Annotated in this window: 22 protein-coding genes; 15 read left to right on the top strand and 7 right to left on the bottom strand. The window is 67.9% G+C overall.

Features of this window, described 5'->3' with window-relative positions; all coding sequences use genetic code 11:
- Positions 1-19 precede the first annotated feature (19 nt).
- Both ACP69S_RS18895 and ACP69S_RS18890 read right to left on the bottom strand, forming a co-directional pair.
- The gene (locus ACP69S_RS18895; protein WP_425999883.1) at positions 20-838 is read right to left on the bottom strand and encodes an ABC transporter permease; all 819 of its coding nucleotides are present in this window, start codon (positions 836-838) and stop codon (positions 20-22) included.
- Positions 838-1761: an ABC transporter ATP-binding protein gene (locus ACP69S_RS18890; protein WP_425999881.1), complete on the bottom strand. Its 924-nt coding sequence runs from the start codon at positions 1759-1761 to the stop codon at positions 838-840. Before ACP69S_RS18890 ends, ACP69S_RS18895 begins: the two co-directional genes overlap by 1 nt.
- 169 nt (positions 1762-1930) lie before the next feature.
- On the opposite strand from ACP69S_RS18890, the gene ACP69S_RS18885 reads away from it, so the two are divergent.
- The 10 genes from ACP69S_RS18885 to ACP69S_RS18840 all read left to right on the top strand — a co-directional run bounded on the left by ACP69S_RS18885 (position 1931) and on the right by ACP69S_RS18840 (position 10495).
- Positions 1931-3187, top strand: coding sequence for an ectonucleotide pyrophosphatase/phosphodiesterase (locus ACP69S_RS18885; RefSeq protein ID WP_425999879.1), 1257 nt, complete (start codon positions 1931-1933; stop codon positions 3185-3187).
- Between the two features lie 211 nt (positions 3188-3398).
- Positions 3399-3857, top strand: a complete 459-nt coding sequence (locus ACP69S_RS18880) for a VOC family protein (RefSeq protein ID WP_425999877.1) — start codon at positions 3399-3401, stop codon at positions 3855-3857.
- Positions 3854-4204 (top strand): MmcQ/YjbR family DNA-binding protein, encoded by a 351-nt coding sequence (locus ACP69S_RS18875; RefSeq protein ID WP_425999876.1) that lies wholly within the window; start codon positions 3854-3856, stop codon positions 4202-4204. Before ACP69S_RS18880 ends, ACP69S_RS18875 begins: the two co-directional genes overlap by 4 nt.
- The gene (locus ACP69S_RS18870) at positions 4201-4524 is read left to right on the top strand and encodes an ArsR/SmtB family transcription factor (RefSeq protein ID WP_425999874.1); all 324 of its coding nucleotides are present in this window, start codon (positions 4201-4203) and stop codon (positions 4522-4524) included. The genes ACP69S_RS18875 and ACP69S_RS18870 overlap by 4 nt, the downstream gene beginning before the upstream one ends.
- A complete protein-coding gene (locus tag ACP69S_RS18865; RefSeq protein ID WP_425999872.1) occupies positions 4521-5027 on the top strand; it encodes an SRPBCC domain-containing protein in 507 nt (168 codons plus the stop codon). The genes ACP69S_RS18870 and ACP69S_RS18865 overlap by 4 nt, the downstream gene beginning before the upstream one ends.
- On the top strand, positions 5024-6271 hold the full coding sequence (locus tag ACP69S_RS18860; protein ID WP_425999870.1) for a TCR/Tet family MFS transporter: 1248 nt from the start codon (positions 5024-5026) through the stop codon (positions 6269-6271). The genes ACP69S_RS18865 and ACP69S_RS18860 overlap by 4 nt, the downstream gene beginning before the upstream one ends.
- Before the next feature lie 47 nt (positions 6272-6318).
- Positions 6319-7788, top strand: a complete 1470-nt coding sequence (locus ACP69S_RS18855) for a Do family serine endopeptidase (RefSeq protein WP_425999868.1) — start codon at positions 6319-6321, stop codon at positions 7786-7788.
- An 85-nt stretch (positions 7789-7873) separates the two neighbouring features.
- The gene (locus tag ACP69S_RS18850; RefSeq protein WP_425999866.1) at positions 7874-9175 is read left to right on the top strand and encodes a replication-associated recombination protein A; all 1302 of its coding nucleotides are present in this window, start codon (positions 7874-7876) and stop codon (positions 9173-9175) included.
- Complete coding sequence (locus ACP69S_RS18845; RefSeq protein ID WP_425999865.1) at positions 9172-9966, top strand: RluA family pseudouridine synthase; 795 nt, start codon at positions 9172-9174, stop codon at positions 9964-9966. Before ACP69S_RS18850 ends, ACP69S_RS18845 begins: the two co-directional genes overlap by 4 nt.
- Before the next feature lie 31 nt (positions 9967-9997).
- The gene (locus ACP69S_RS18840) at positions 9998-10495 is read left to right on the top strand and encodes a CC0125/CC1285 family lipoprotein (protein WP_425999863.1); all 498 of its coding nucleotides are present in this window, start codon (positions 9998-10000) and stop codon (positions 10493-10495) included.
- A gap of 1 nt (position 10496) precedes the next feature.
- On the opposite strand, the gene ACP69S_RS18835 is transcribed toward ACP69S_RS18840, so the two are convergent.
- The 3 genes from ACP69S_RS18835 to ACP69S_RS18825 all read right to left on the bottom strand — a co-directional run bounded on the left by ACP69S_RS18835 (position 10497) and on the right by ACP69S_RS18825 (position 12999).
- The gene (locus tag ACP69S_RS18835) at positions 10497-11735 is read right to left on the bottom strand and encodes a hypothetical protein (protein ID WP_425999861.1); all 1239 of its coding nucleotides are present in this window, start codon (positions 11733-11735) and stop codon (positions 10497-10499) included.
- A gap of 124 nt (positions 11736-11859) precedes the next feature.
- Positions 11860-12429 carry an energy transducer TonB gene (locus ACP69S_RS18830; RefSeq protein WP_425999859.1) on the bottom strand — a complete coding sequence of 190 codons (570 nt, stop codon included), beginning with the start codon at positions 12427-12429 and terminating at the stop codon, positions 11860-11862.
- 123 nt (positions 12430-12552) lie between these two features.
- Entirely contained in the window at positions 12553-12999 is a 447-nt protein-coding gene (locus ACP69S_RS18825; RefSeq protein WP_425999857.1) for a hypothetical protein, read from the bottom strand.
- A 105-nt stretch (positions 13000-13104) separates the two neighbouring features.
- Between ACP69S_RS18825 and crcB the strand changes: the two genes are divergently transcribed.
- The 3 genes from crcB to ACP69S_RS18810 are packed head-to-tail and all read left to right on the top strand — an operon-like array spanning position 13105 to position 15964.
- Positions 13105-13491 (top strand): fluoride efflux transporter CrcB, encoded by a 387-nt coding sequence (crcB, locus tag ACP69S_RS18820; protein WP_425999855.1) that lies wholly within the window; start codon positions 13105-13107, stop codon positions 13489-13491.
- Complete coding sequence (locus ACP69S_RS18815; RefSeq protein WP_425999853.1) at positions 13488-14477, top strand: RluA family pseudouridine synthase; 990 nt, start codon at positions 13488-13490, stop codon at positions 14475-14477. Before crcB ends, ACP69S_RS18815 begins: the two co-directional genes overlap by 4 nt.
- Positions 14474-15964 (top strand): putative 2OG-Fe(II) oxygenase, encoded by a 1491-nt coding sequence (locus ACP69S_RS18810; RefSeq protein ID WP_425999851.1) that lies wholly within the window; start codon positions 14474-14476, stop codon positions 15962-15964. The genes ACP69S_RS18815 and ACP69S_RS18810 overlap by 4 nt, the downstream gene beginning before the upstream one ends.
- A gap of 129 nt (positions 15965-16093) precedes the next feature.
- Here ACP69S_RS18810 and ACP69S_RS18805 read toward each other — a convergent pair whose 3' ends face one another.
- Both ACP69S_RS18805 and ACP69S_RS18800 read right to left on the bottom strand, forming a co-directional pair.
- Positions 16094-17350, bottom strand: a complete 1257-nt coding sequence (locus ACP69S_RS18805) for a DUF1501 domain-containing protein (RefSeq protein WP_425999850.1) — start codon at positions 17348-17350, stop codon at positions 16094-16096.
- The gene (locus ACP69S_RS18800) at positions 17347-18717 is read right to left on the bottom strand and encodes a DUF1800 domain-containing protein (RefSeq protein WP_425999848.1); all 1371 of its coding nucleotides are present in this window, start codon (positions 18715-18717) and stop codon (positions 17347-17349) included. Before ACP69S_RS18800 ends, ACP69S_RS18805 begins: the two co-directional genes overlap by 4 nt.
- 134 nt (positions 18718-18851) lie before the next feature.
- Between ACP69S_RS18800 and ACP69S_RS18795 the strand changes: the two genes are divergently transcribed.
- Together ACP69S_RS18795 and ACP69S_RS18790 are read left to right on the top strand one after the other, a co-directional pair.
- A complete protein-coding gene (locus ACP69S_RS18795; RefSeq protein WP_425999846.1) occupies positions 18852-19574 on the top strand; it encodes an ATP12 family chaperone protein in 723 nt (240 codons plus the stop codon).
- Positions 19575-19707: 133 nt separating this feature from the next.
- On the top strand, positions 19708-19841 hold a 134-nt coding region (locus ACP69S_RS18790), incomplete at its 3' end, for a hypothetical protein (RefSeq protein ID WP_425999928.1).

Genomic DNA, 19841 nt, shown 5'->3' with positions numbered 1-19841 from the left:
ATCAACCCGCAGGCCGCCGCTACTCCCGCGTCAGATCCTGCCGCTGGAACAGCACAATGGCCCCGGCCGTCAGCGCCGCGATCCAGCCCAACAAAGCCAGCAGCGCCCAGCCCGCCGGTCCGCCGTCCAGCCCCGAATGCGACGGCGCGGTCACGAAGGCGCGGAGCAGGTCGGCGTCATAGGCCGGGATGGCCAGCACCTTCCAGGTCGGCTCGGGCGCCATGGCTCCCAGGGCAGCCGCCAGGATCGACTGGACGAAGCGGACCACCAGGCAGACCACGACCGCCGCCATCGGCGAGCGCGCCACGACCGCCACGCAGGCGGCGAGCGCGGCGAGACTCATCGCCTCCAGCCAGGTGACCACGAAGACGCCGGCGATTTCGGAAAGGCCCAGCGGGGAGGGGATGATGGCCTTGCCATTGAGGGCCGCGCCAATCACGGCGGCCGCCAGGGTCAGCGCCACGGTCAGGACCAGGCTCCACAGGATGGCCTCGCCAATCACCACCAGCTTAGCGGCCAGCAGGTTGAAGCGGCTGTTGCGCGGCGTGCGCAGGCGCCAGGTCTCCCAGCGATAGTCGCCGGCCAGGATCGAGGCTGCGCCGATCATCAGGAACAGCGCCGCCATGGTCGACGCGCCATTGCCCAGCGCCTTGATGACCTGGGCGGCCAGATCGATGGTCGCGCCCGGCATCGGCCGCTTGACGATGTTGCGGACGAACAGGTCGCCGCCGATGGCGAGGAAAAAGCCGACCAGCGGCATGAAGCCGAAACCCCAGAACAGGGCCGAGCGGTCGCGCAGCAGGCGGAAGCGTTCGGCGGCGATGGCGTCGGCCAGCATCAGATCGCTCCCTTTGGCGCTTGCGGCGTCTGTTCGAGGGTCTTGAGATAGACGCCCTCGAGATCGGCCTCGCGCCAGCGGGCCTCGGTAATCTCGACCCCGGTCTCGACCAGCGATCGGATCAGGGCAGGGGCCTCGTCCTTGCGGATGTCGGCCAGCACGGCGCCCTCGCCATCGGCCTCGCCCTTGCTCCCCAGCGTCGCCAGCACCTGGGCGACGGGGGAGGCGACCAGCCGCAGGCGCGCCTGACCAGCGGTCAGGGCGTCGACCGCGCCCTCGGCCGCGATCTTGCCTCTGGAGAGGATCGCCACCCGGTCGCACATGCGCCTGACCTCGTCGAGCTGGTGGCTGGCGAGGATCACCGTCACGCCCTCGCGCTTGGCGAGGTCGACGATCAGGGCGCGGATTTCCTGGATACCAGCAGGGTCCATGCCGCTGGTCGGCTCGTCCAGGATCACCAGTTCGGGCCGGGTGAAGAAGGCGGCGGCGAGTCCCAGGCGCTGCTTCATGCCGACCGAGAAGCCATTGGTCGGGCGATCGGCGGCGTCGCTCAGACCCACGCGGTCCAGCCAGCCGTTGATGTCGGCGTCCCCCATGCCGCCTTTAAGGGCTCCGCTCTCCAGGGCCAGCATCCGCAGAGTGTCGCGCGCGGTCAGATAGGGCGGATAGCGCGGCGTCTCGATCATCGCGCCGACCCGGCGCAGAGCGGTCAGGTCGCCAGCTGGCGCGCCGAACAGTCGCGCGGTTCCGCTGGTCGGCCGCACCAGGCCAAGCGCGATGCGGAAAAGGGTGCTCTTGCCGGCCCCGTTCGGACCCAGGACACCGAATACGCCGCCGGCCGGTATGGCGATGGAAAAGTCGTCGAGCGCGCGCACCGCCCCGTAGGTCTTGGTGAGGCCAGTGGCCTCAAGGGCGATGCTCATGCGGGGGCGGCTTCCATGACGGGAGAATCCTGTCGAAGGCGACAACTATGGGGGTGCGGTTCTCGCCCGCCAAGTTAAGACGAGGTCATGCGCGCTGTCACACGCCCCTGTCATACGGGCGAGACGTGCGGCTGGCATCGACGCCGCGAGACTGCCGAGAAGGTGCGAGATGAAAAGCCTGTTCCGCGTTTTGGCCCTGGGGGCGACTTTGGGCGCGGCGCTGCTGCTGTCGGCCTGCGCCTCGATGGGCGAGCGTGTCGCGGCGCCCAATAGCCGGCTGACCATTCTGGTCTCCAGCGATGGCTTTCGGGCCGACTATCTTGGCAAGGGCGACACCCCGACGCTCGATGCTCTGGCCGCCGCTGGCGCGCGCGGCGGCATGCGACCGTCGTTCCCGACCCTGACCTTTCCCAACCACTACACCCTCATCACCGGCAAGCGGCCCGACCGAAACGGCATCGTCAACAACGTCATGGAAGACGAGCATATTCCTGGCGTGCGGTTCTCGATGTCCAACGCTGACGCCGTGCATGACCAGCGCTGGTGGAACCAGGCCTTGCCGCTTTGGGTCTCGGCCGAAAAGCAGGGTCTGAAGGCGGCGGCGATGTTCTGGCCGGGCTCGGAGACCGAAATCGATGGCGTGCGTCCGTCGCGCTGGATGGCCTTCAATCAGGCCATGCCGTCGAACGACCGCGTCGATACGCTGCTGGCCTGGCTGGATGATCCTAAGGGGCCGGAACTGCGGCTCTCGACCCTCTATTTCGATATCGTCGACACCGAGGGGCATCATTACGGACCAGGCTCGCCCCAGGCGCGCGCCGCCGTCGTCGAGGTCGATCAGGCCATGGCGAGGCTGGTCGAGGGCCTGAAGGCGCGCGGCCGGTTCGAGACCACCGATATCGTCGTCGTCGCCGACCACGGCATGGCCGCGGTGCCGGCTTCCCAGCGCTGGCCGCTGGATGACGTGGTCGACCTGTCCAAGGTCAGGCTGGTCACCACCGGTGCGGTCGTCGGCCTAACGCCGCTGCCTGGCCATGAGGCCGAGGTCGAGGCGGCGCTGCTCAAGCCGCTGCCGCATCTGACCTGCTGGAAGAAGGGGCAGATCCCGAAACGTTATCACTACGGCCGCAATCCCCGGGTGCCGGCGATTGTCTGCCTGTCGGAGACCGGCTGGTACGTGACGACCCGCAAGATGATGGCCAAGCCCGGCAAGTGGGATGGCCTGGACGGCGGCCAGCACGGCTTCGACCCTTATGATCCGGCCATGCTCGCGGCGTTCATTGCCCACGGCCCTTCTATTAAGCCTGGCGTAGTGCTGCCGATGTTCGACAATGTCGACGTCTATCCGCTGCTGGCCAGGGTCTCGGGCGTGAGGCCAGAGAAGGGCGACGGCAGTCTGAAGGTGGTGGGTCAGGCGCTCCGGTAGGCTCCCTACCGCTCTTCCCGGCGAAAGCCGGGATCCAGATCGAACCCGGGACGCCCTTAGATCCGGTCCAGACCGAAGGCGCGCCCACTTCAAAACGCTCAGGCTGATCTGGGCCCCGGCCTTCGCCGGGGAGAGCGGAAATTTGGAGAGGGTTACGCATATAGTTTCGATATGCGTTAAATATTGTCGATATCCGAAACGGAGCGACACGATGGCTGACTGGCGTCCCAACCTGATCTCGGCGGTCTGTTACCGCAACCCCAAGGCGGCTCTGGCGTGGCTGGAGGAGGCTTTCGGGTTTGAGCTATTCTTCCTGATCGAGGACGCCGAGGGCAATCTGGCCCATTCCGAAATGCGTTACGGCAGTGGCTGCGTGATGATCGGCAATGAGTGGAGCGCCGATCACAAGAGCCCGGCCTCGATCGACCACAAGAACACCCAGACGGTTCATATCCAGCTGGTGGACGGCGAGCTGGACGCCCATTGCGAACGCGCGCGGGCGGCCGGCGCCGAGATCATCGCCGAGCCCTCGACTCAGTTCTATGGCGACCGCACCTATCGCTGTCGGGACCCGGAAGGGCACATCTGGACGGTGTCGCGCAACGTCGAAGAGGTGTCCGTCGAGGAAATGGAGCGCCGCATTGGCCTGAAGATCACGGGGCAGGTGTGACGCAGGACGACTTTCGCCGCATCGCCCTGTCGCTGCCTGGCGCGATCGAGAGCTCTCACATGGGCACGGTCGACTTCCGGGCCGGCCGCATCTTCGCCACGCTCGGCTATCCCGACGCTGGCTTCGGCATGGTCAAGCTGACGCCCGAGCGGCAAGAGATGCTGGTCTTGGTCGATCCGGCGATCTTCGAGCCCGTGAAGGGCGGCTGGGGCGCCAAGGGCGCGACGCTGCTGTGTCTGACGACTTGCGGCGAGGCGACGGCGACCGGCGCCCTGACCTCGGCTTGGCAAGGCGTGGCCTCCAAGACCCTGCTGAAGGCGTTCGATGCCGCCAATGGGGCCTCGTGACCGCCTCCATCGATCGAACCCTGGCCGCTTTGGCCGATCCGCACCGCCGACGGGTCGTCGACCTGCTGCGCGAGCGACCGCATCGGGCCGGAGAACTGGCCGAGGCCGTCGGCCTGACCCCGCCGGCCATGAGCCGCCACCTGCGCGCCCTGCGCCAAGCGGATCTGGTCGAGGAAAGCCATCCCGATTTCGACGCCCGCGTGCGCGTCTATCACCTGAGGGCCGGACCTATGGACGAGCTCAAGGCTTGGCTGGAGATCGCCGAGACCCATTGGGTCGACCAGCTGTCGGCGCTGAAGGCCCATGTGGAGGGCTCATGAGCTCGCGCGTCGTCGTCGCCCTGCGCATCAAGGCGCCGCCGGCCCGGGTGTTCGAGGCCTTCACCACCGAGATCGGCGCCTGGTGGCGGCCCAATTCCTTGTTTGCCTTCACGCCCAAGTCGCCGGGGACCATGGCCTTCGAGGAGGACGAAGACGGTCATCGCCTGGTCGAGCGCCTGGCGTCCGGCAAGGTGTTTGAGGTCGGCAAGGTGAGGGTCTGGGAGCCGGGCCAGCGCCTGATGGTCGGCTGGCGGCAGGCGACCTTCGCGCCCGAGATGGACACCGAGGTCGAGGTGCGCTTCGAAGCCGTCGAGGACGAAACGCGGGTGACCGTCGAGCATCGTGGCTGGGACAGCGTGCCCAAGGCGCATGTGGCGCGTCACAATTTCCCCGACGGCCTGTTCCTGCGCCGGCACGGGGAATGGTGGCGCGAGCTGCTAGACGGCCTTGCGGTCAAGGCGGCGGAACGGCAACTAGGGGCCGCCGGGGAGGGCGACACATGACTCAGACCATCAAGGGCGGACGGCGACAGGCGGCGCTCGGTTTCATCTTCATCACCGCCGTCCTCGACGTGTTGTCGCTGGGCGTGATGATCCCTGTGTTGCCGGAACTGTTGAAGCGCTTTGGCGGTGGCGACACGGCTGCGGCGGCTGACTGGACCGTGCTGTTCGCCACCACCTGGGGGGTGATGCAGTTCTTCTGCTCGCCGGTCCTGGGCATGTTGTCCGACCGCTTCGGTCGTCGTCCGGTGATCCTGACCTCGATCTTCGGCCTGGGGATCGACTTCCTTTTCATGGCCTTCGCGCCCAGCCTTTGGTGGCTGTTCATCGGCCGGATATTCAACGGCATGACGGCGGCCAGCTTTTCGACGGCCGGCGCCTATGTCGCCGACGTCACAACGCCGGAGAACCGCGCCAAGGGCTTTGGTCTGATGGGCGCGGCGTTCGGCGTCGGCTTCACCTTCGGCCCGGCTCTGGGCGGCTTCCTTTGGCAGTTCGACCATCGTCTGCCGTTCCTGGTCTGCGCGGCCCTGGCCCTGTGCAATTGGCTCTATGGCTACTTCGTGCTGCCCGAATCCCTGCCGCCCGAGCGTCGGGTCAAGCGGTTCGACTGGAAGAAGGCCAATCCGGTCGGTTCGCTGAACCTGCTGGCCAGCAAGCCCAACCTGATGGGTCTGGCTGGCGTGGGCTTCCTGTTCCAGCTGGCCCACAACGTCCTGCCGTCGGTCTTCGTGCTCTATATGGGCTTCCGTTATCAGTGGTCGCCGCAGGTGATCGGCCTGACCCTGATGGGCAGCGGCGTGGCAGGCATCCTGCTGCAGGCGTTTTTGGTCGGACGGATCGTCAAAGCGGTCGGCGAGCGCGGCGCGCTGATGATCGGCCTGTTTTCGGGCTGTGTCGGCTTCCTGATCTACGCCCTGGCCCCGACCGGATGGCTGTATCTGTGCGGCCTGCCCATCTTCGCCTTCTCGGGCCTGATCCAGCCGGGTCTGCAGGGGCTGATGACCCGCCGGGTCTCACCGCAGGAGCAGGGACAGCTGCAGGGGGCCAATTCGGCGATGATGGGTATCGCCTCGATCATCGGGCCGACGCTGTATCTGGCTCCCTTCGCCTGGGCGGTGCGGAACGATGCGACCCTGCACATGCCGGGCCTGCCGGTGCTGATCGCCGCGGCGCTGATGCTGGCCGCGACGGGTCTGGCGTTCCGTTTCGCACACCCTATCTCAGCGGAACCGCGCCCGGCCTGACAGGTTAGGTCACCGCGCGGCCATCAATGCGCCTGAAAGCTCGGCTGATGTCCGGGTCGCTTCCAAGGAGATGCTCCACACCCATGCGAGCCCATCGCGCTTTGCTTCCCGCTCTTGTCCTGCTGGCGGCGTGTTCGCCGCAAGACCAGTCCAGCGCCCAGTCGATTCCGGACTTGGCGCAGCCCACGCGTCGCGCCCCCAGCGATCCCGTCTCGATGAAGGCCTCATTCGCGCCCGTGGTGAAAAGGGCCGCGCCGGCCGTGGTCAACGTCGCCAGCAAGCGCGTGGTGCGCCAGCGCGTCGATCCGTTCTGGGACTTCTTCATGGGCGGAGGCGGCGGCGCGCCGCGCGAACAGGTGCAAGGCTCTCTGGGCTCGGGCGCCATTGTCCGCGCTGATGGGGTGATCATCACCAACCACCACAATATCGAGGGCATTGTCGAAGGCCGGGGCGAGATCACCGTCCAGCTGGCCGACCGCCGCGAATTCATCGCCACCGTCCTGCTCGACGATCCGCGCGCTGACCTCGCTGTGCTGAAAATTGACACCAAGGGCGAGCGCCTGCCGGTCATGGCCATCGACGACCAGGAAGTGCTGGAAGTCGGCGATCTGGTCCTGGCCCTGGGCAACCCGTTCGGCGTCGGCCAGACGGTGACCAACGGCATCATCTCGGCCCTGGCCCGCACCGACGTGGGCGCGGCCGATTTCGGCAGCTACATCCAGACCGACGCCTCGATCAATCCCGGCAATTCCGGTGGTCCGCTGGTCGATATGGATGGCGACCTGATCGGCATCAACACCTTCATCATCTCGCGCTCGGGCTCGTCCAGCGGCGTGGGCTTCGCCATCCCGGCCGCCGTGGTCAAGCAGGTCGTCAACGCCGCTCTAGGCGGCGGCAATAGTGTCGTGCGTCCGTGGCTGGGCGTGAAGGGCCAGCCCGTCACCGCCGAGATCGCCCGCAGCCTGGGCATGGCTGCGCCGCGCGGCGTGCTGGTGGCCCAGGTCTATCCCGGCTCCTCGGCAGACAAGGCAGGCTTGCAGGAAAGCGACATCATCCTGTCGATCGACGGCAAGGTCGTGAACGACGAAGGCGGCGGCGCCTTCGCGATTGGCACCCACAAGGTCGGCGACCGCGTGCCGATGGTGATCCGTCGGGGCGAGCGCGAGCAGACCCTGACCGTCCGCGCTGAGGCCGCGCCTGAAAACCCGCCCCGCGACCAGAAGACCCTGACTGGTCGCAATCCCTTCGACGGGGCGACGGTGCTGAACCTGTCGCCCGCCGTAGCCCAGGACCTGGGCGCCGACCCCTTCGCGGGCCGAGGCGTGCTGGTCAGCAAGATCGGCCAGGGCTTTGCGCTCAACGCAGGCCTGCGCCCGGGCGACTTCATTCGCGAGGTCAATGGCCGCCCGATCAACACCGTGGCCGACCTGGCGGCGCTGTCCGGTAGCGGCAGCCGGGCCTGGACCGTGACCATTGAGCGCGGCGGCCAGCGGATCACGGCGCGATTCAACACCTGATCGGTCGAAACCGAGACCCGGCGCGGAACCTCGCGCCGGGTCTTCTTCGTTGGTCATGGGTCGCTGGATTTCGTAGACCAAAGCCATGTCCGATCTTTTCCAAGCCGCCGGCCTGACGCCGCACGCGCCGACACCACTCGCCGAACGCCTGCGGCCCCAGACGCTTGAGCAGGTGGTGGGGCAGGAGCATCTGCTGGGGCCCGAAGGCCCCATTGGCCGAATGGCGGCGGCCCAACGCCTGTCGTCGATGATCCTTTGGGGCCCGCCTGGCACCGGCAAGACCACCATCGCTCGTTTGCTGGCTAAGGCCGGCGGCTACGAGTTCCAGCAGATTTCGGCGGTGTTCTCAGGCGTCGCCGACCTGAAGAAAGCGTTCGAGCAGGCGCGCGGTCGCCGTCTGGCAGGCCAGAGCACCCTGCTGTTCGTCGACGAGATTCACCGCTTCAATCGCGCCCAGCAGGACGGTTTCCTGCCCTTCGTGGAGGAGGGGGTGATTACCCTGGTCGGCGCCACCACCGAGAACCCGTCGTTCGAGCTGAACGGCGCTCTGCTGTCGCGTTGCCAGGTCTTCGTGCTCAAGCGGCTGGACGAGGAGGCGCTGGAAGCCCTGTTGGCCAAGGCCGAGGGGGTCGAGGGTCGCAAGCTGCCCCTGGACGCCGAGGCGCGCTTCACCCTGATCGCCATGGCCGACGGCGATGGCCGCTATCTGCTGACCCTGACCGAGACCCTGCTGTCAGTGGGCACGGACAGTCCGTTGAACGCCGTGCAACTGGGCCAATTTCTGCAGAAGCGTCGGCCCGCCTACGACAAGAACCGCGAGGAGCACTACAACCTCGTCTCGGCCCTGCATAAGTCGGTGCGCGGGAGTGATCCCGACGCGGCGCTCTACTGGCTGGCGCGGATGCTGGAGGGCGGCGAGGACCCGCTGTTCATCGCGCGGCGTCTGGTGCGGATGGCGTCCGAAGACATTGGCGCGGCGGATCCGCTTTCCCTGCTGCTGACCACGGCGGCGAAGGACGCCTTCGACTTTCTGGGATCGCCCGAGGGCGAACTGGCCCTTGCTCAGGCCGTGGTCCACATGGCCAGCGCGCCCAAGTCCAACGCCGTGTACGCCGCCTTCAAGGCCGCCAAGCGCGCCGCCAAGGAGTCCGGTTCGCTTGCCCCGCCGGCCCACATTCTCAACGCCCCGACCAAGCTGATGAAGTCGCTCGGCTATGGCGACGGCTACGCCTACGACCACGACGTCGAAGGCGGTGTCTCGGGCCAGAACTACTTCCCCGACGGCATGGCGCGGCCGAGGTTCTATGAGCCAAAGGCGGTGGGGGCCGAGGCAAAGGTGCGCGAACGGCTGGACGCGTGGGACAAGCTGCGCAAAGACGGGCGATGACCCCGCGCCCGCCTCGCCGTCCGCCCGCCCAGCCGAAACCCAAGGCCTCTGACGCCCCTATCACACTGACCGAGGACGAGATCGCCTTGGCGCGGTCGTGGGTGATCCATGAGGACGACAGCATCATCGTGCTGAACAAGCCTTCGGGCCTGTCCAGCCAGGGTGGTCGCATCCAGGCCCATACGCTCGACGACCTGCTGTGGGCCTTCGCGCGCCCGGGGCGGCCCCGTCCGCGCTTGATCCACCGGCTGGACCGCGACACCTCCGGCGTGATCCTGACCGCCAAGACCAAGCCGGGAGCGGCGTTCCTGGGCAAGGCGCTGATGGGCAAGCGTTTCCGCAAGTCCTACATGGCCATCGTCGCGCCGGGCGCGCCGGAGCCCAAGGGTGGCATGATCGACAGCCCGCTGCGCCGCGAGGCCATCGGCCGCGAGGCCTATATGCGGGTCTGCCCGCCTGACCACCCCGACGCCGAGACCGCTCGCAGCCGCTATCGCACCCTGTCGGCCAATCCTATCGCCGCCTTGGTCGAACTGTCGCCGGACACCGGCCGCATGCATCAGTTGCGGGTCCACATGGCCTCAATTGGTCGGCCAATCTCGGGCGACAGCCGCTATGGCGGGGCGCTGATGCTCGGCGGGACGGCGGTTCCGCGCCTGATGTTGCACGCGGCACACTTGGTGTTTCCCCATCCCGAAGGCGGCGAGCGCCGGATAGCTGCGCCAATCCCGGCCGACATGACGGGCATGCTGGAAAAGCTGGGATTGTCCCTTCCGGAACAGCGCGCCTAGCCAAGCCGTTAAACGGGCAGGAGAAAACGCCATGAAACGCCTCGTCGGTCTGGTTCTGTCCCTCGCGCTGCTGAGCGGCTGCGCCAGCGCGCCCACCCTTTATGCCGCCAAGGCCACGCCCGCGGGCGTCGGCTATACCGAGTTCCGGCTCGAGCCCGGGAGATACCGTGTCACCTTCCAGGGAGGCCCGGGCGCGCCTGTCGAGCAGGTTTCCGACTACGCGCTGCTGCGCGCCGCCGAACTGGCGGTCCGTGACGGCTATGACTGGTTCAGGGTTTCCGACCGGATGACGTCGAGCAGCGGCGCAGGCAATGGCCCGCGCCTGTCGCTCGGCGGCGGGTCAGGCAGCTATGGCGGGCGCAGTTCGGTAGGATTGGGTCTGGGCACCAGCTTCAATCTCGGCCCTGGTCCGGCCGTAACCAGTTCGCTGGAAGTCGTGTTCGGCAAGGGCGCCGCGCCGCGCGACGCCGACGCCTATGTCGCCCGAGAGATCATTCGCTCGGTCGGCCACGGCCGCGGCGCGGTCTGATCTAGGCGACCGCCTTGGTCGCCGGCGCCAGCGGGTGGCTGGCGCGCAGGGCGGCGTGGGTCATGCCCGCCGTCTCGGCCGCCGCGAAATAGCCCTCGGCGGCGAGGCCCTGTAGCGTCGTCATCGGCGCCACGCCCTTGGCGTCGCGGCCAAAGGCCATGATGTCGGCGGCGACCCGTTCGGCGGGACCGACCAGGTCAGAGGCGTCCAGGGTCAGGCCGGCAAGGCGTGCGTCCTTGAGGCCGCTCAGAGCGTCCTTCTCGGGCGGAACCCGGGCGATGACGCCGCGCGTCAGGGCTTTCAGCAGACCCACCACCTCAGTCAGGCGACCCGAAGGCGTGCCGCGTGTGATGTCGATCAGCTCGATCATCACGCCGCCGCGCAGCAGGGCCAGCGACAGGCCCGGCGTGCCGGTCAGCATGTCGCGACCGCGCTGGGTGCCCAGGGTGCGGAAGGAGGCGGGCAGGATCAGGTCGGGAACGTTGTGGCCCTGGGCGCCGCGCGCGAACAGGGCGGCATATTTCAGGGTCGCTTCGTCGATGAAGGCGATGTCGCGGTCGGGCAGGCGGCTGACCGCGCGCGAGCTGGCCTGACGGCCGCTGGCCAGATGGGTGACCACCGGCTCGATGCGGATCGCCGTGGCCACGTTGCGACGCAGGCTGATTACATGTTCCAGGGTGAAGTCGACGCGCAGCGCCGCGCCGGCCGCCGTGGTGAAGGCCACGGGCGTGCGCCTCGACTCGTCGGCGGCCTCGACCTCGCGGCGCACGGGCGAGCGGCTGGAGTCTCGCCGGGCGCGCGCCGCCAGCACCGTGGCGGCGTCGATCCGGCGACACACCGCTTCGCCGTTTTCCAGCCCGATCACAGAGCTGATGCCCATGTCGCTCGCCTCGACCGAGCCGAGAAGATGGGTCAGCACGTCTTCCAGGATGCGAACACTGGTCGCCTGGGCGGCCAGGCCCTGGTCGCTGTTCATGGCGATCAGGAATTCACTGTCGGAAATGCGGGCCCGCATGTCGTTGCGGTCCAGGTGTTCGGACAGCTTGCGCTCGACATAGGTCCAGACGTCGCCGCGCTTCTGCGACCACCAGTCGCCGGCCCAGGCGCGGATCGCCCTGACGCTGATGACATTGACAGAACCGCGCGCGATCAGCTCGGTCCCGGCCAGCCGGTGCAGGACTGGGGCGGGCAGAGCGAGACGCTGGGTCGTATCGTCCTGGACGTGGCTGTCGAAGGGCATGGGCTCGGTTCACAAGAGGAGCGCCCAGAATGCCTGCGCCGCACTTAACGGGGCGTTCGGAAACAAGGTTGCCAATGCGACTACCGTGTCGGTTCACCACGATCCAGAACGCGGTTGGCGGGGCTCAGTAGTCCTCTTCGGCCGGTTCTGGGATCTTGTATATGACCGGGACCAGACAACCGCGACAACCGCTGGCGGGCGGGCTCGGGCGCGCGTTCGCAACAAGGCAGCGGGCGGCCACGCCAAAGGCGTCGCTGGGCTGCGAGGCCAGCACCTCGATATTGCCGACCAGACCCCACGGCGCGACGTCGAAGCGCAGGATCGCCCAGCCTGGAACCTTCCGCGCGCCGTAGGCCGGCGGATACATCTTGGCTTCGGGAATGTTGAGGGCTTCCCGCGTGGCTTCGCAGGCGTCGCCCGAGCGCTTGTAAGCCTTGAGCTGGGGTCTGGGGCGCGCCGGCGTGGCGCTGGCGCTCGCCGAGAAGACAGCATAGCAGCCAGTGCGGGGCGAGCCCGACAGGAAGCGGCTTTCGGCGACGGAGGCGGCGGCGGTATCGGCGAAGGCGGCCTCGCCATAGCGCGCGACGATGGTCACGTCGCGCACCGCGCCATTGGCGTCGACGCCATATTGGATACCGGCCCAGGCCGGCGAGATGCTGGTGTTGTCGAGCGCACGCAGGTCTGGATACGCCACAATCTGAGGCCGTCGCTGTGGCTGTTGACGGCAATCGCCCAGCTTCGACAGGGCCTCGCGTACGACCGCGGGCGTTTGGCGCCCCTGAATCGCGATCATCTCGAACAGCTTGGCCGGCGAGGCCTATGAGAGAGCGACGGTGGTAGGGGCCAGATCCAGGCGACATCCCTTGATCGGCGCGCCGGGCGCGAACCGCCATTTGGCTAGCGCGGCGGCCTGTTCATCGCCCGGCCACATCGTCGGCGCCATAGGGCGGGACAGGTCGATGACCGCACCGTCAGCATCGATCGAGAATGTATAGATGTCGGCCGTCGGCGGCGCGGGCGGCGGAGGAATCTGGTGGGCCGCTCGGCCTATCACTGGTGGAATCCAGGGTTGCCAGATGCGGGCATGGATCGGCGCACTCTCGACGACCCTGGCTTCGCCGCCCTTGCAGACGACGACGGAAGGCGGTGGGGCGAAACTGACGAGACGGGGAGCAGGCGTCGGCCCACCGGGCGGCGGGGGCAGCGTGGCTTGGACACCGCCGGGGACCATCAGGGCCAGCGTCAGCAGAAACAGTCCGCGCATACGACCTCCGGGATATGTACCGGGATCGCGCTATCAAAAGACGGGCCCCGTCGGTGAAGCGGCGCGCGACTTGGCGTTCGGCCGCGCTCGGCGCATAAGGAGCCAATGACCAAACTGCTTCTCGTGGCCGCCGGCGGCGCCGTCGGCTCGGTCGCCCGCTATGTGGTGGGCGCTCAAGCCTACCGGCTGCTGGGATCGGCTTGGCCCTATGGCACCTTCACCGTCAATGTGGTCGGCGGGTTTCTGATGGGCGTCCTTGCTTCGTGGCTGGCCCACCGTGGCAACGCCAATCACGAGCAAGTGCGCGTCCTTCTCGCCGTCGGCGTGCTGGGCGGCTTCACCACCTTTTCGGCCTTTTCGCTGGAGACCGCGCTGATGATTCAGAAGCGCGCCTACGGCCAGGCCTTCACCTATTCCGCCGCCAGCGTGCTCTTGTCCGTGGCGGCCCTTTTCGCGGGCCTTCTGATTGCCCGCAGGATGTTCGCGGCATGAAAGAAGTACGCACGCTCTATGTGGACGCGGGCGAGGACGGGACTCGGGTGGACCGCTGGTTCAAGCGCCGCTGGCCCCACCTCAACCATATCCAGCTCAACAAGTTGTTCCGCTCCGGCCAGGTTCGGGTCGATGGCTCGCGCGTAAAGGCCGACACCAAGCTGGTCGCCGGCAGCCAGGTGCGCGTGCCGCCGCTGCCAGAGGCGCCTGATCCGGACGAGAAGCAGGCCCTGTCCAAGCGCGACATCGCCTTCGCCAAGTCGCTCGTTTTGTACGAGGACGAGGAAGTCCTGGCGCTGAACAAGCCCGCCGGCCTGGCCGTGCAGGGCGGCACCAAGACCACCCACCACATCGACAAGCTGCTGTCGGCCTGGGGCGAGGGCGTCAACCGGCCCAAGCTGGTCCACCGCCTGGACCGCGACACCTCCGGCGTGCTGCTGCTGGGCAAGACGCCCAGCGCGGCGGCGCGGCTTTCGGGCTCGTTCGCCAAGCGCAAGGCTCAGAAGACCTATTGGGCCATCGTCCAGGGCAATCCGCACCCCGTCGAAGGCGTCATCGAGCTGCATCTCGCCAAGCGCGGCGTCGGTGATCGCGAACTGGTCGTGCCCGCCGAGCCCAAGGACAAGGACGCCCAGCCGGCCGAGACCGAGTTCGTCTCGATCAGCCGCGCCGGTCCGCGGGTCACCTTCATGGCCCTGCGCCCGCACACCGGCCGTACGCACCAGCTGCGCGCCCACATGAAGGCCATCGGCCACCCGATCCTGGGCGATCCTAAGTACAGCGACGAAAAGTCGACCCAGCTGTCGGAGGGTCTGAAGCTGCAACTTCACGCCCGTTCGGTGATGTTGCCTCACCCCTCAGTCGGCATGCTGTTCATCGAGGCGCCGATCAGCCCCGAGTTGAAGGCCGGCTTCGCCAAGTTCGGCTTCTCGGAAGACGAGGCCGATCAGGATCCGTTCGCGAAAAAGCAGATCAAGCGTCGATGACGGCTGACGTCGTTCGCGAAGCCTGGGCCCTGGTGGGCCAAGGCCGCGCGGCCGATGCGGTCGCTCTGACGCGCGCTCTTGCGGCCTCGCCGCTGGCGGGCTTCGGAATGCTGGTCGTCCATGCGGCGGCGCTGAAAGGCGTCGACCGCCACGATGAGGCTGTGGTCTTCAATCGCCGGGCCGTGGCCGCAACGCCGAACGACCGCATTGTCTGGTACAATCTAGCCGCCACCCTGGGCGACCTAGCCCAGGCGGAAGAGGCCGAGGCGGCGGTCCGCAAGGCCATCGCCCTGGGTCTGGATGCGCCCGAGGCCTGGCTGGTGCTGGGTCGCGCCCTGCAGGGCCAGAGCCGCTACGATGAGGCGGAAGCCGCGTTCAAAGCCGCCATTGCTCGCCGCGACGCCTTCGCCGCCGCCCACCGCAATCTGGCCCAGCTGCGCTGGATGCGGTCGGGCGATCTCGAGCACGCGTTGCAGCCGTTGAAGGAGTCGCTGGCTCGCGCCTCGGACAGTCAGCTCATCCTGCTCAAGAGCACGGTCGAGGAGTTCGCCGGCGACAAGACCGCCGCCTCCGCCACCCTGAACGACGCGCTGATCGGGCAACCGAACGACGCCCTCCTGCTGCTGGCCGCGTCGCACATAGCCGGAGAGCTGGGCCAGGTCACGGCCATGCTGGCTCACGCCCAAGCCGCTGAGCGCCTCGCCCCGCAAGCGCCGCAGGTGCTTACGGCCCTCGCCGAAGCCCATCTGGCGGCCGGCGACGCCTTGGCTGCCGCACAGGCCGCCCAACGCCAGCGCGCCGCCGCGCCGCTCGATCAGTACGCCTTGGCTCTGCAATCGACGGCCTGGCGGCTGACCGACGACCCACGCCGAGCGGTGCTGGCCGACTACCTAACGCTGGTGCGGTCCTACACCCTGCCGACGCCGGATGGTTGGGAGAGCCTTGAGGCCTATCTCAACGCCCTGCGCGCGCGCCTGGCGCAGCGCCACGACCTGAAGACCCACCCGCTGCAGCAATCGCTCCGCGGCGGCAGCCAGGTTCCGTCGCTGCACCAGTCGCCCGACCCGCTGTTCCAAGCTTTCTATGCTCAGGCCCGCAAGGTCGTGACCCAATATCTCGCCGAAGTTGCTCCGGGTGACGATCCGCTGCGGAGCCGGGCGACTGGTGACTTTCGGTTCAGCGGTGGCTGGTCGGTGCGCCTGCAACCCAACGGCTTCCATGCCGACCACGTGCACCCACAGGGGTGGATCTCGTCGGCCTTCTATCTGGACCTGCCCAGCGGCGTAGCTGATCACGACAAGCGCGAAGGTTGGATCAAGTTCGGTCAGCCCGGCTGCGTCACCCGCCCGGCGCTGGAACCCGAGCACGAGGTCCGGCCAGAGCCTGGCATGCTGGTGCTGTTCCCGTCCTATATGTGGCACGGCACCCGGGCTTTCACCTCGCCCGAGCATCGCCTGACGATGGCGTTTGACGTCGTGCCTGCTTAGCGCCGCGTCCAAAACCTTGTCATCCCGGCCGTAGCGAAGCGCAGATCTGGGACCGCCCAAAGCGTCGCGCTTGCCGCGGTCCCGGATCTGCGCGCTATGCGCTTGTCCGGGATGACAACGGTTTGGGCTCTAGACGAGCCCCGTCACAGCCCGCGCCTCGGCGCTGTTTGGGAACACCTTGGTCTCTAGCGCCGCGCGATCGACGCCCATATGGTCGCCCAGCAGGCCCTTGAACAAACCGCGCATGTCGAGTGTCGGCGCCAGGTCGCGGTTCTCATAGAGGGCGATCTGGGACAGGCCCGGCCAGTCGCCGATGATCCCGCCCGGCTTCAGCGCGCCGCCCAGCACCAGCGCCGTCGAGGCCGTGCCGTGGTCGGTGCCGCTGGTGCCATTCACTCCAGCGGTGCGGCCAAATTCGGTGACCGTGACCACCACGGTATTCTTCCACTCGTCGCCCAGACCCGTGTTGAGGCCCGACAGCACCGCGTCGAGATAGGCAAGGCGCGTATTGATCTGGCCCACCTGACCGGCATGGGTGTCCCAGCCGTCCAGCGAGATGGCGGCGATGCGCGGGCCGCCGTCCTGGACCATGAAACCCGCCAGGGTCGCGCCTAGCTTGCGAGCGGCGTCGCGGCCTTCGCGTCCGCCCCGGCCAGCGGCCGGCTGGGCCATCATGCCGGACGCCGCCATGCCGTCCTTCTCGACGGGGGGGGGCATTGCGGTCATGGCGACCTGGGCCATGCTTTCGGTCTCCAGGCCGCGCGCGAAGGCCGGACCCATCAGGGGATCGGTCTTGTAGAGGTCCTGCAGCAGGGTCGGCAGACGCGCGATTTCGTCCACGCCCTTGCCCGGCGACCAGCTGGCCGCCTGGACCTTGCCGCGCAGGATCAGGGGCGTTGTCGCGCCCACATAGAGACCGCCGGCCCTGCGCGAGGCGGGCAGGGTTTCAAGCGCGCGGTTCAGCCAGCCCGACGTAGTGGCATAGACCTGGGCCGAGCCGCTCTCCAGCACGTCCTGAGCCTCGAAGTGCGAGCGGGCGCGGTCAGGCGAGGCCACTGCCGGCGCAATCCGGGCCTGACCCTTCAGCGCTAGGGCGTGGACCGAGGTCAGGGCCGGATGCAGGCTGAAGGTTCCGTCCAGCTTCAGGCCATCCTCCGGCTTGACGGCGATGCCCCGCCGCAGGCCCTCATAGTCCCTGTCGCCGACCGGTGGGCTGACCGACAGGCCGTCCATGCCGCCGCGACAGATCACGACGATTAGCTTGCGCTTGTCCAACGCGCTGTCGGTGCCGGCTAGGGCGGGGCGGCCCAGAAAGGTGACCGACAGGCCAAGGCCTGCGGCGGAAGCCAGCACGCGGCGACGGTTCATCATTGGCAGATCGGTCATCGGCGTTGGAACTCCGGACTCATTAGCAACAGAGCGACGGCTTCGCTGCGGGTCTCGGCCCGCGCCACCGCCTGGGCGGTCGGGGCCGTGAGGCGAGCGCCCAGGGCGGCCGAGGCGGCCTCGTTGGGATCCAAGCGGTCGGCGACCACAGCCGCGAAGGCCTGGCTCCATTGCAGCCGCTTGATCAGGCCGTCGGGCGAGCACCATTCGCCCGCCATGTCGGACCAGCCCTTGGGCGAAGGCGGCGAGAAGCCGCGTTGCCCGAGACCGATCAGCGGCACGGTGATGCGCTCATAGGCCGACGGCTGCGCGCCGATCACCCGCCAGGACGAGATGAGGAACTCGTAGGGCGCCTTGAACTTGGTCGCAGCCGGATCCCAGGCTTCGGGCGACTCCACCAGAGTGCGGGCCACGCGGTCCAGCCGGCCGCCGCTCTTGAGGAAGCTTTGCTCCAGTCGCGCCACCAGGGCCGGCGGCGGATCGTCTGCGACGAAGTGGCGGGCGATCTTGAAGGCGACGTGGCGCGCCGTGGCCGGGTGGGCCGCCAGGTCCTTCAGGATCGTCAGGCCCTGGCCCATGTCGCCGTCCTTGTAGGTCTTGCCCATGACGCTCCGGGCGCCCGGCTCGTGGACATTTTCCCGGAACACGAACTGGCCGGCCCGGTCCTCGTTTTCACGCCCGACGGTGAAGCCGGTTAGGGCGCGGGCGAATTCGGTGACGTCGGCCTGGCCATAGCCCGCCTCGACGCCGACGGTGTGCAGTTCCAGGATCTCGCGGGCCAGGTTCTCGTTCAGGCCGCGTCGGCCATTGCGGGCGCCCGCCATGCTGCCGGGCCCGACCGATTGGCTCTGGTCCAGATAGGTCAGCATGGCGGGATGAGTGCTGGATGCCACCAGCATGTCCTCGAAACGGCCAAAGGCGTAGGGCCGGATCGCCTCCTGCTCGAAGGGACCGACCATGACGGCGGTCAGCTCCTTGGTGCCCGAGACGGTGAAATGGTTGGCCCAAAACAATGCCCAGCGCTCGCGAAAGCCGTCCGGCGTGCCGGCCCCCAGTCTCGCCCGGGCGAGGAAGTCGGCGGCGGCCTTCTCGCGAATGGCCTTGTTGGCCTGTTGGACGGCGACCGTCTTGGGGTCGCCGTCGTCCCTGGCTTCGCGGCGCAGCTCCTGATAGGCGCGCATGGCGATGAAACGCTGGGCCGAGGTCTCCGGGTTGTCCTGCGGCTGATCGGCGCCGCGTCCGTCGATCTGGGCGATGAGCGAGCCGCGCGGATCGCGCCGGGCGGCGGCGATGTCGCCCGGACGCGCGCCGAGGCCAAAGCGCGTCACGGCCAGGGCCGCCATCATATCCTTGGAGGGCAGGGACAAGTGCGCTCTCTCCTTGTGTGTCCGGCCTGATGTGTCCGGGCCTTGTGTTCGAGGCCGTTCTTGATCATTCAACGCCCGGAAGATGACGATCCGTCGCCGGATCCGCAAAACCGCCGCTTAAAGGACCATTATCCGTGGCCGAAAAGACCCCGCCAATCGAAAAGCCCCGCCGGTTCTACAAGGCGGCGACGATTGGACTTGTCGAGAGCGGTTTCGCCGTACTGCTGGACGGTCGTACGCCCAAATCGCCGGCCAGGTCGCCCTTGGTGCTGCCCAGTCAGGCCCTGGCGCAGTTGGTCGCCGACGAGTGGGAAGCTCAGGCCAAGGTCATCGATTCCACGATCATGCCGGCCACGCGCCTGGCCTTCACCGCCATCGACCGCATTTCCGAGACCCGCGCTGAGGTTGCCAGGGAGGTCGCCGCCTATGCCGGATCCGACCTGCTGTGTTACCGCGCTGACCATCCGACACCCCTGGTCGAGCGCCAGACGCGCGAGTGGCAGCCGGTGCTGGACTGGGCCGGCAAGACGCTGGGCGTGACCTTCACGCCCGTGACGGGGATCATCCATACGCCGCAACCGCAACAGACCCTCGACGCCGTCGAAGGTCTGGCGCTGTCACTGGACGATTTCAGTCTGGCCGGTGTCGCCTATGCCGCCGGTCTGCTGGGCTCGACGGTCCTGGCCCTTGCCATTCGCGCGGGCGAACTGGACGGCCAGGGGGCGCTGGATCTGTCGCGTCTGGAAGAGACCTTCCAGGCCGATATCTGGGGTCAGGACGCCGAGGCCCGGTTGCGGGCAGATAACCTGGCCATCGAGGCCCTGGCGCTGGAGCGGTGGTTCACGGCGCTGCGCTGAGCATCGTCAGCCGCAAGAGCGTTGTTGCGCTGCCGCAGGGGCTGGCTTGCCAGCCCGGCCGCGCGGCTCTACCCCTCGATCGACAAGACGGCCCCAGTGATCACGAGGCCGGCCGGCGTAGGGGAGTCCATCCGTGCAGCATATTCTCGAGGAACTGGATCGTCGTCGCGAACATGCGCGTGCGGGCGGCGGCGAGGCGCGTGTGGCGGCCCAGCACGCCAAGGGCAAGCTGACAGCGCGCGAGCGGATCGACCTTTTGCTGGACGA

It is taken from the genome of Caulobacter sp. DWR1-3-2b1 (genome assembly GCF_049895765.1).
Taxonomy (GTDB): domain Bacteria; phylum Pseudomonadota; class Alphaproteobacteria; order Caulobacterales; family Caulobacteraceae; genus Caulobacter.
This window is presented reverse-complemented; position numbering and strand designations above follow the sequence as displayed.

Bases quoted from the DNA above. Each gene is read 5' to 3' on its own strand.
- ACP69S_RS18890 (WP_425999881.1), bottom strand. From the start codon at position 1,761: ATGAGCATCGCCCTTGAGGCCACTGGCCTCACCAAGACCTACGGGGCG.
- ACP69S_RS18835 (WP_425999861.1), bottom strand. From the start codon at position 11,735: ATGCCCTTCGACAGCCACGTCCAGGACGATACGACCCAGCGTCTCGCT.
- ACP69S_RS18865 (WP_425999872.1), top strand. From the start codon at position 4,521: ATGAGCTCGCGCGTCGTCGTCGCCCTGCGCATCAAGGCGCCGCCGGCC.
- ACP69S_RS18825 (WP_425999857.1), bottom strand. From the start codon at position 12,999: ATGCGCGGACTGTTTCTGCTGACGCTGGCCCTGATGGTCCCCGGCGGT.
- crcB (WP_425999855.1), top strand. From the start codon at position 13,105: ATGACCAAACTGCTTCTCGTGGCCGCCGGCGGCGCCGTCGGCTCGGTC.
- ACP69S_RS18815 (WP_425999853.1), top strand. From the start codon at position 13,488: ATGAAAGAAGTACGCACGCTCTATGTGGACGCGGGCGAGGACGGGACT.
- ACP69S_RS18850 (WP_425999866.1), top strand. From the start codon at position 7,874: ATGTCCGATCTTTTCCAAGCCGCCGGCCTGACGCCGCACGCGCCGACA.
- ACP69S_RS18860 (WP_425999870.1), top strand. From the start codon at position 5,024: ATGACTCAGACCATCAAGGGCGGACGGCGACAGGCGGCGCTCGGTTTC.
- ACP69S_RS18805 (WP_425999850.1), bottom strand. From the start codon at position 17,350: ATGACCGATCTGCCAATGATGAACCGTCGCCGCGTGCTGGCTTCCGCC.
- ACP69S_RS18845 (WP_425999865.1), top strand. From the start codon at position 9,172: ATGACCCCGCGCCCGCCTCGCCGTCCGCCCGCCCAGCCGAAACCCAAG.
- ACP69S_RS18880 (WP_425999877.1), top strand. From the start codon at position 3,399: ATGGCTGACTGGCGTCCCAACCTGATCTCGGCGGTCTGTTACCGCAAC.
- ACP69S_RS18840 (WP_425999863.1), top strand. From the start codon at position 9,998: ATGAAACGCCTCGTCGGTCTGGTTCTGTCCCTCGCGCTGCTGAGCGGC.
- ACP69S_RS18885 (WP_425999879.1), top strand. From the start codon at position 1,931: ATGAAAAGCCTGTTCCGCGTTTTGGCCCTGGGGGCGACTTTGGGCGCG.
- ACP69S_RS18855 (WP_425999868.1), top strand. From the start codon at position 6,319: ATGTCCGGGTCGCTTCCAAGGAGATGCTCCACACCCATGCGAGCCCAT.
- ACP69S_RS18810 (WP_425999851.1), top strand. From the start codon at position 14,474: ATGACGGCTGACGTCGTTCGCGAAGCCTGGGCCCTGGTGGGCCAAGGC.
- ACP69S_RS18895 (WP_425999883.1), bottom strand. From the start codon at position 838: ATGCTGGCCGACGCCATCGCCGCCGAACGCTTCCGCCTGCTGCGCGAC.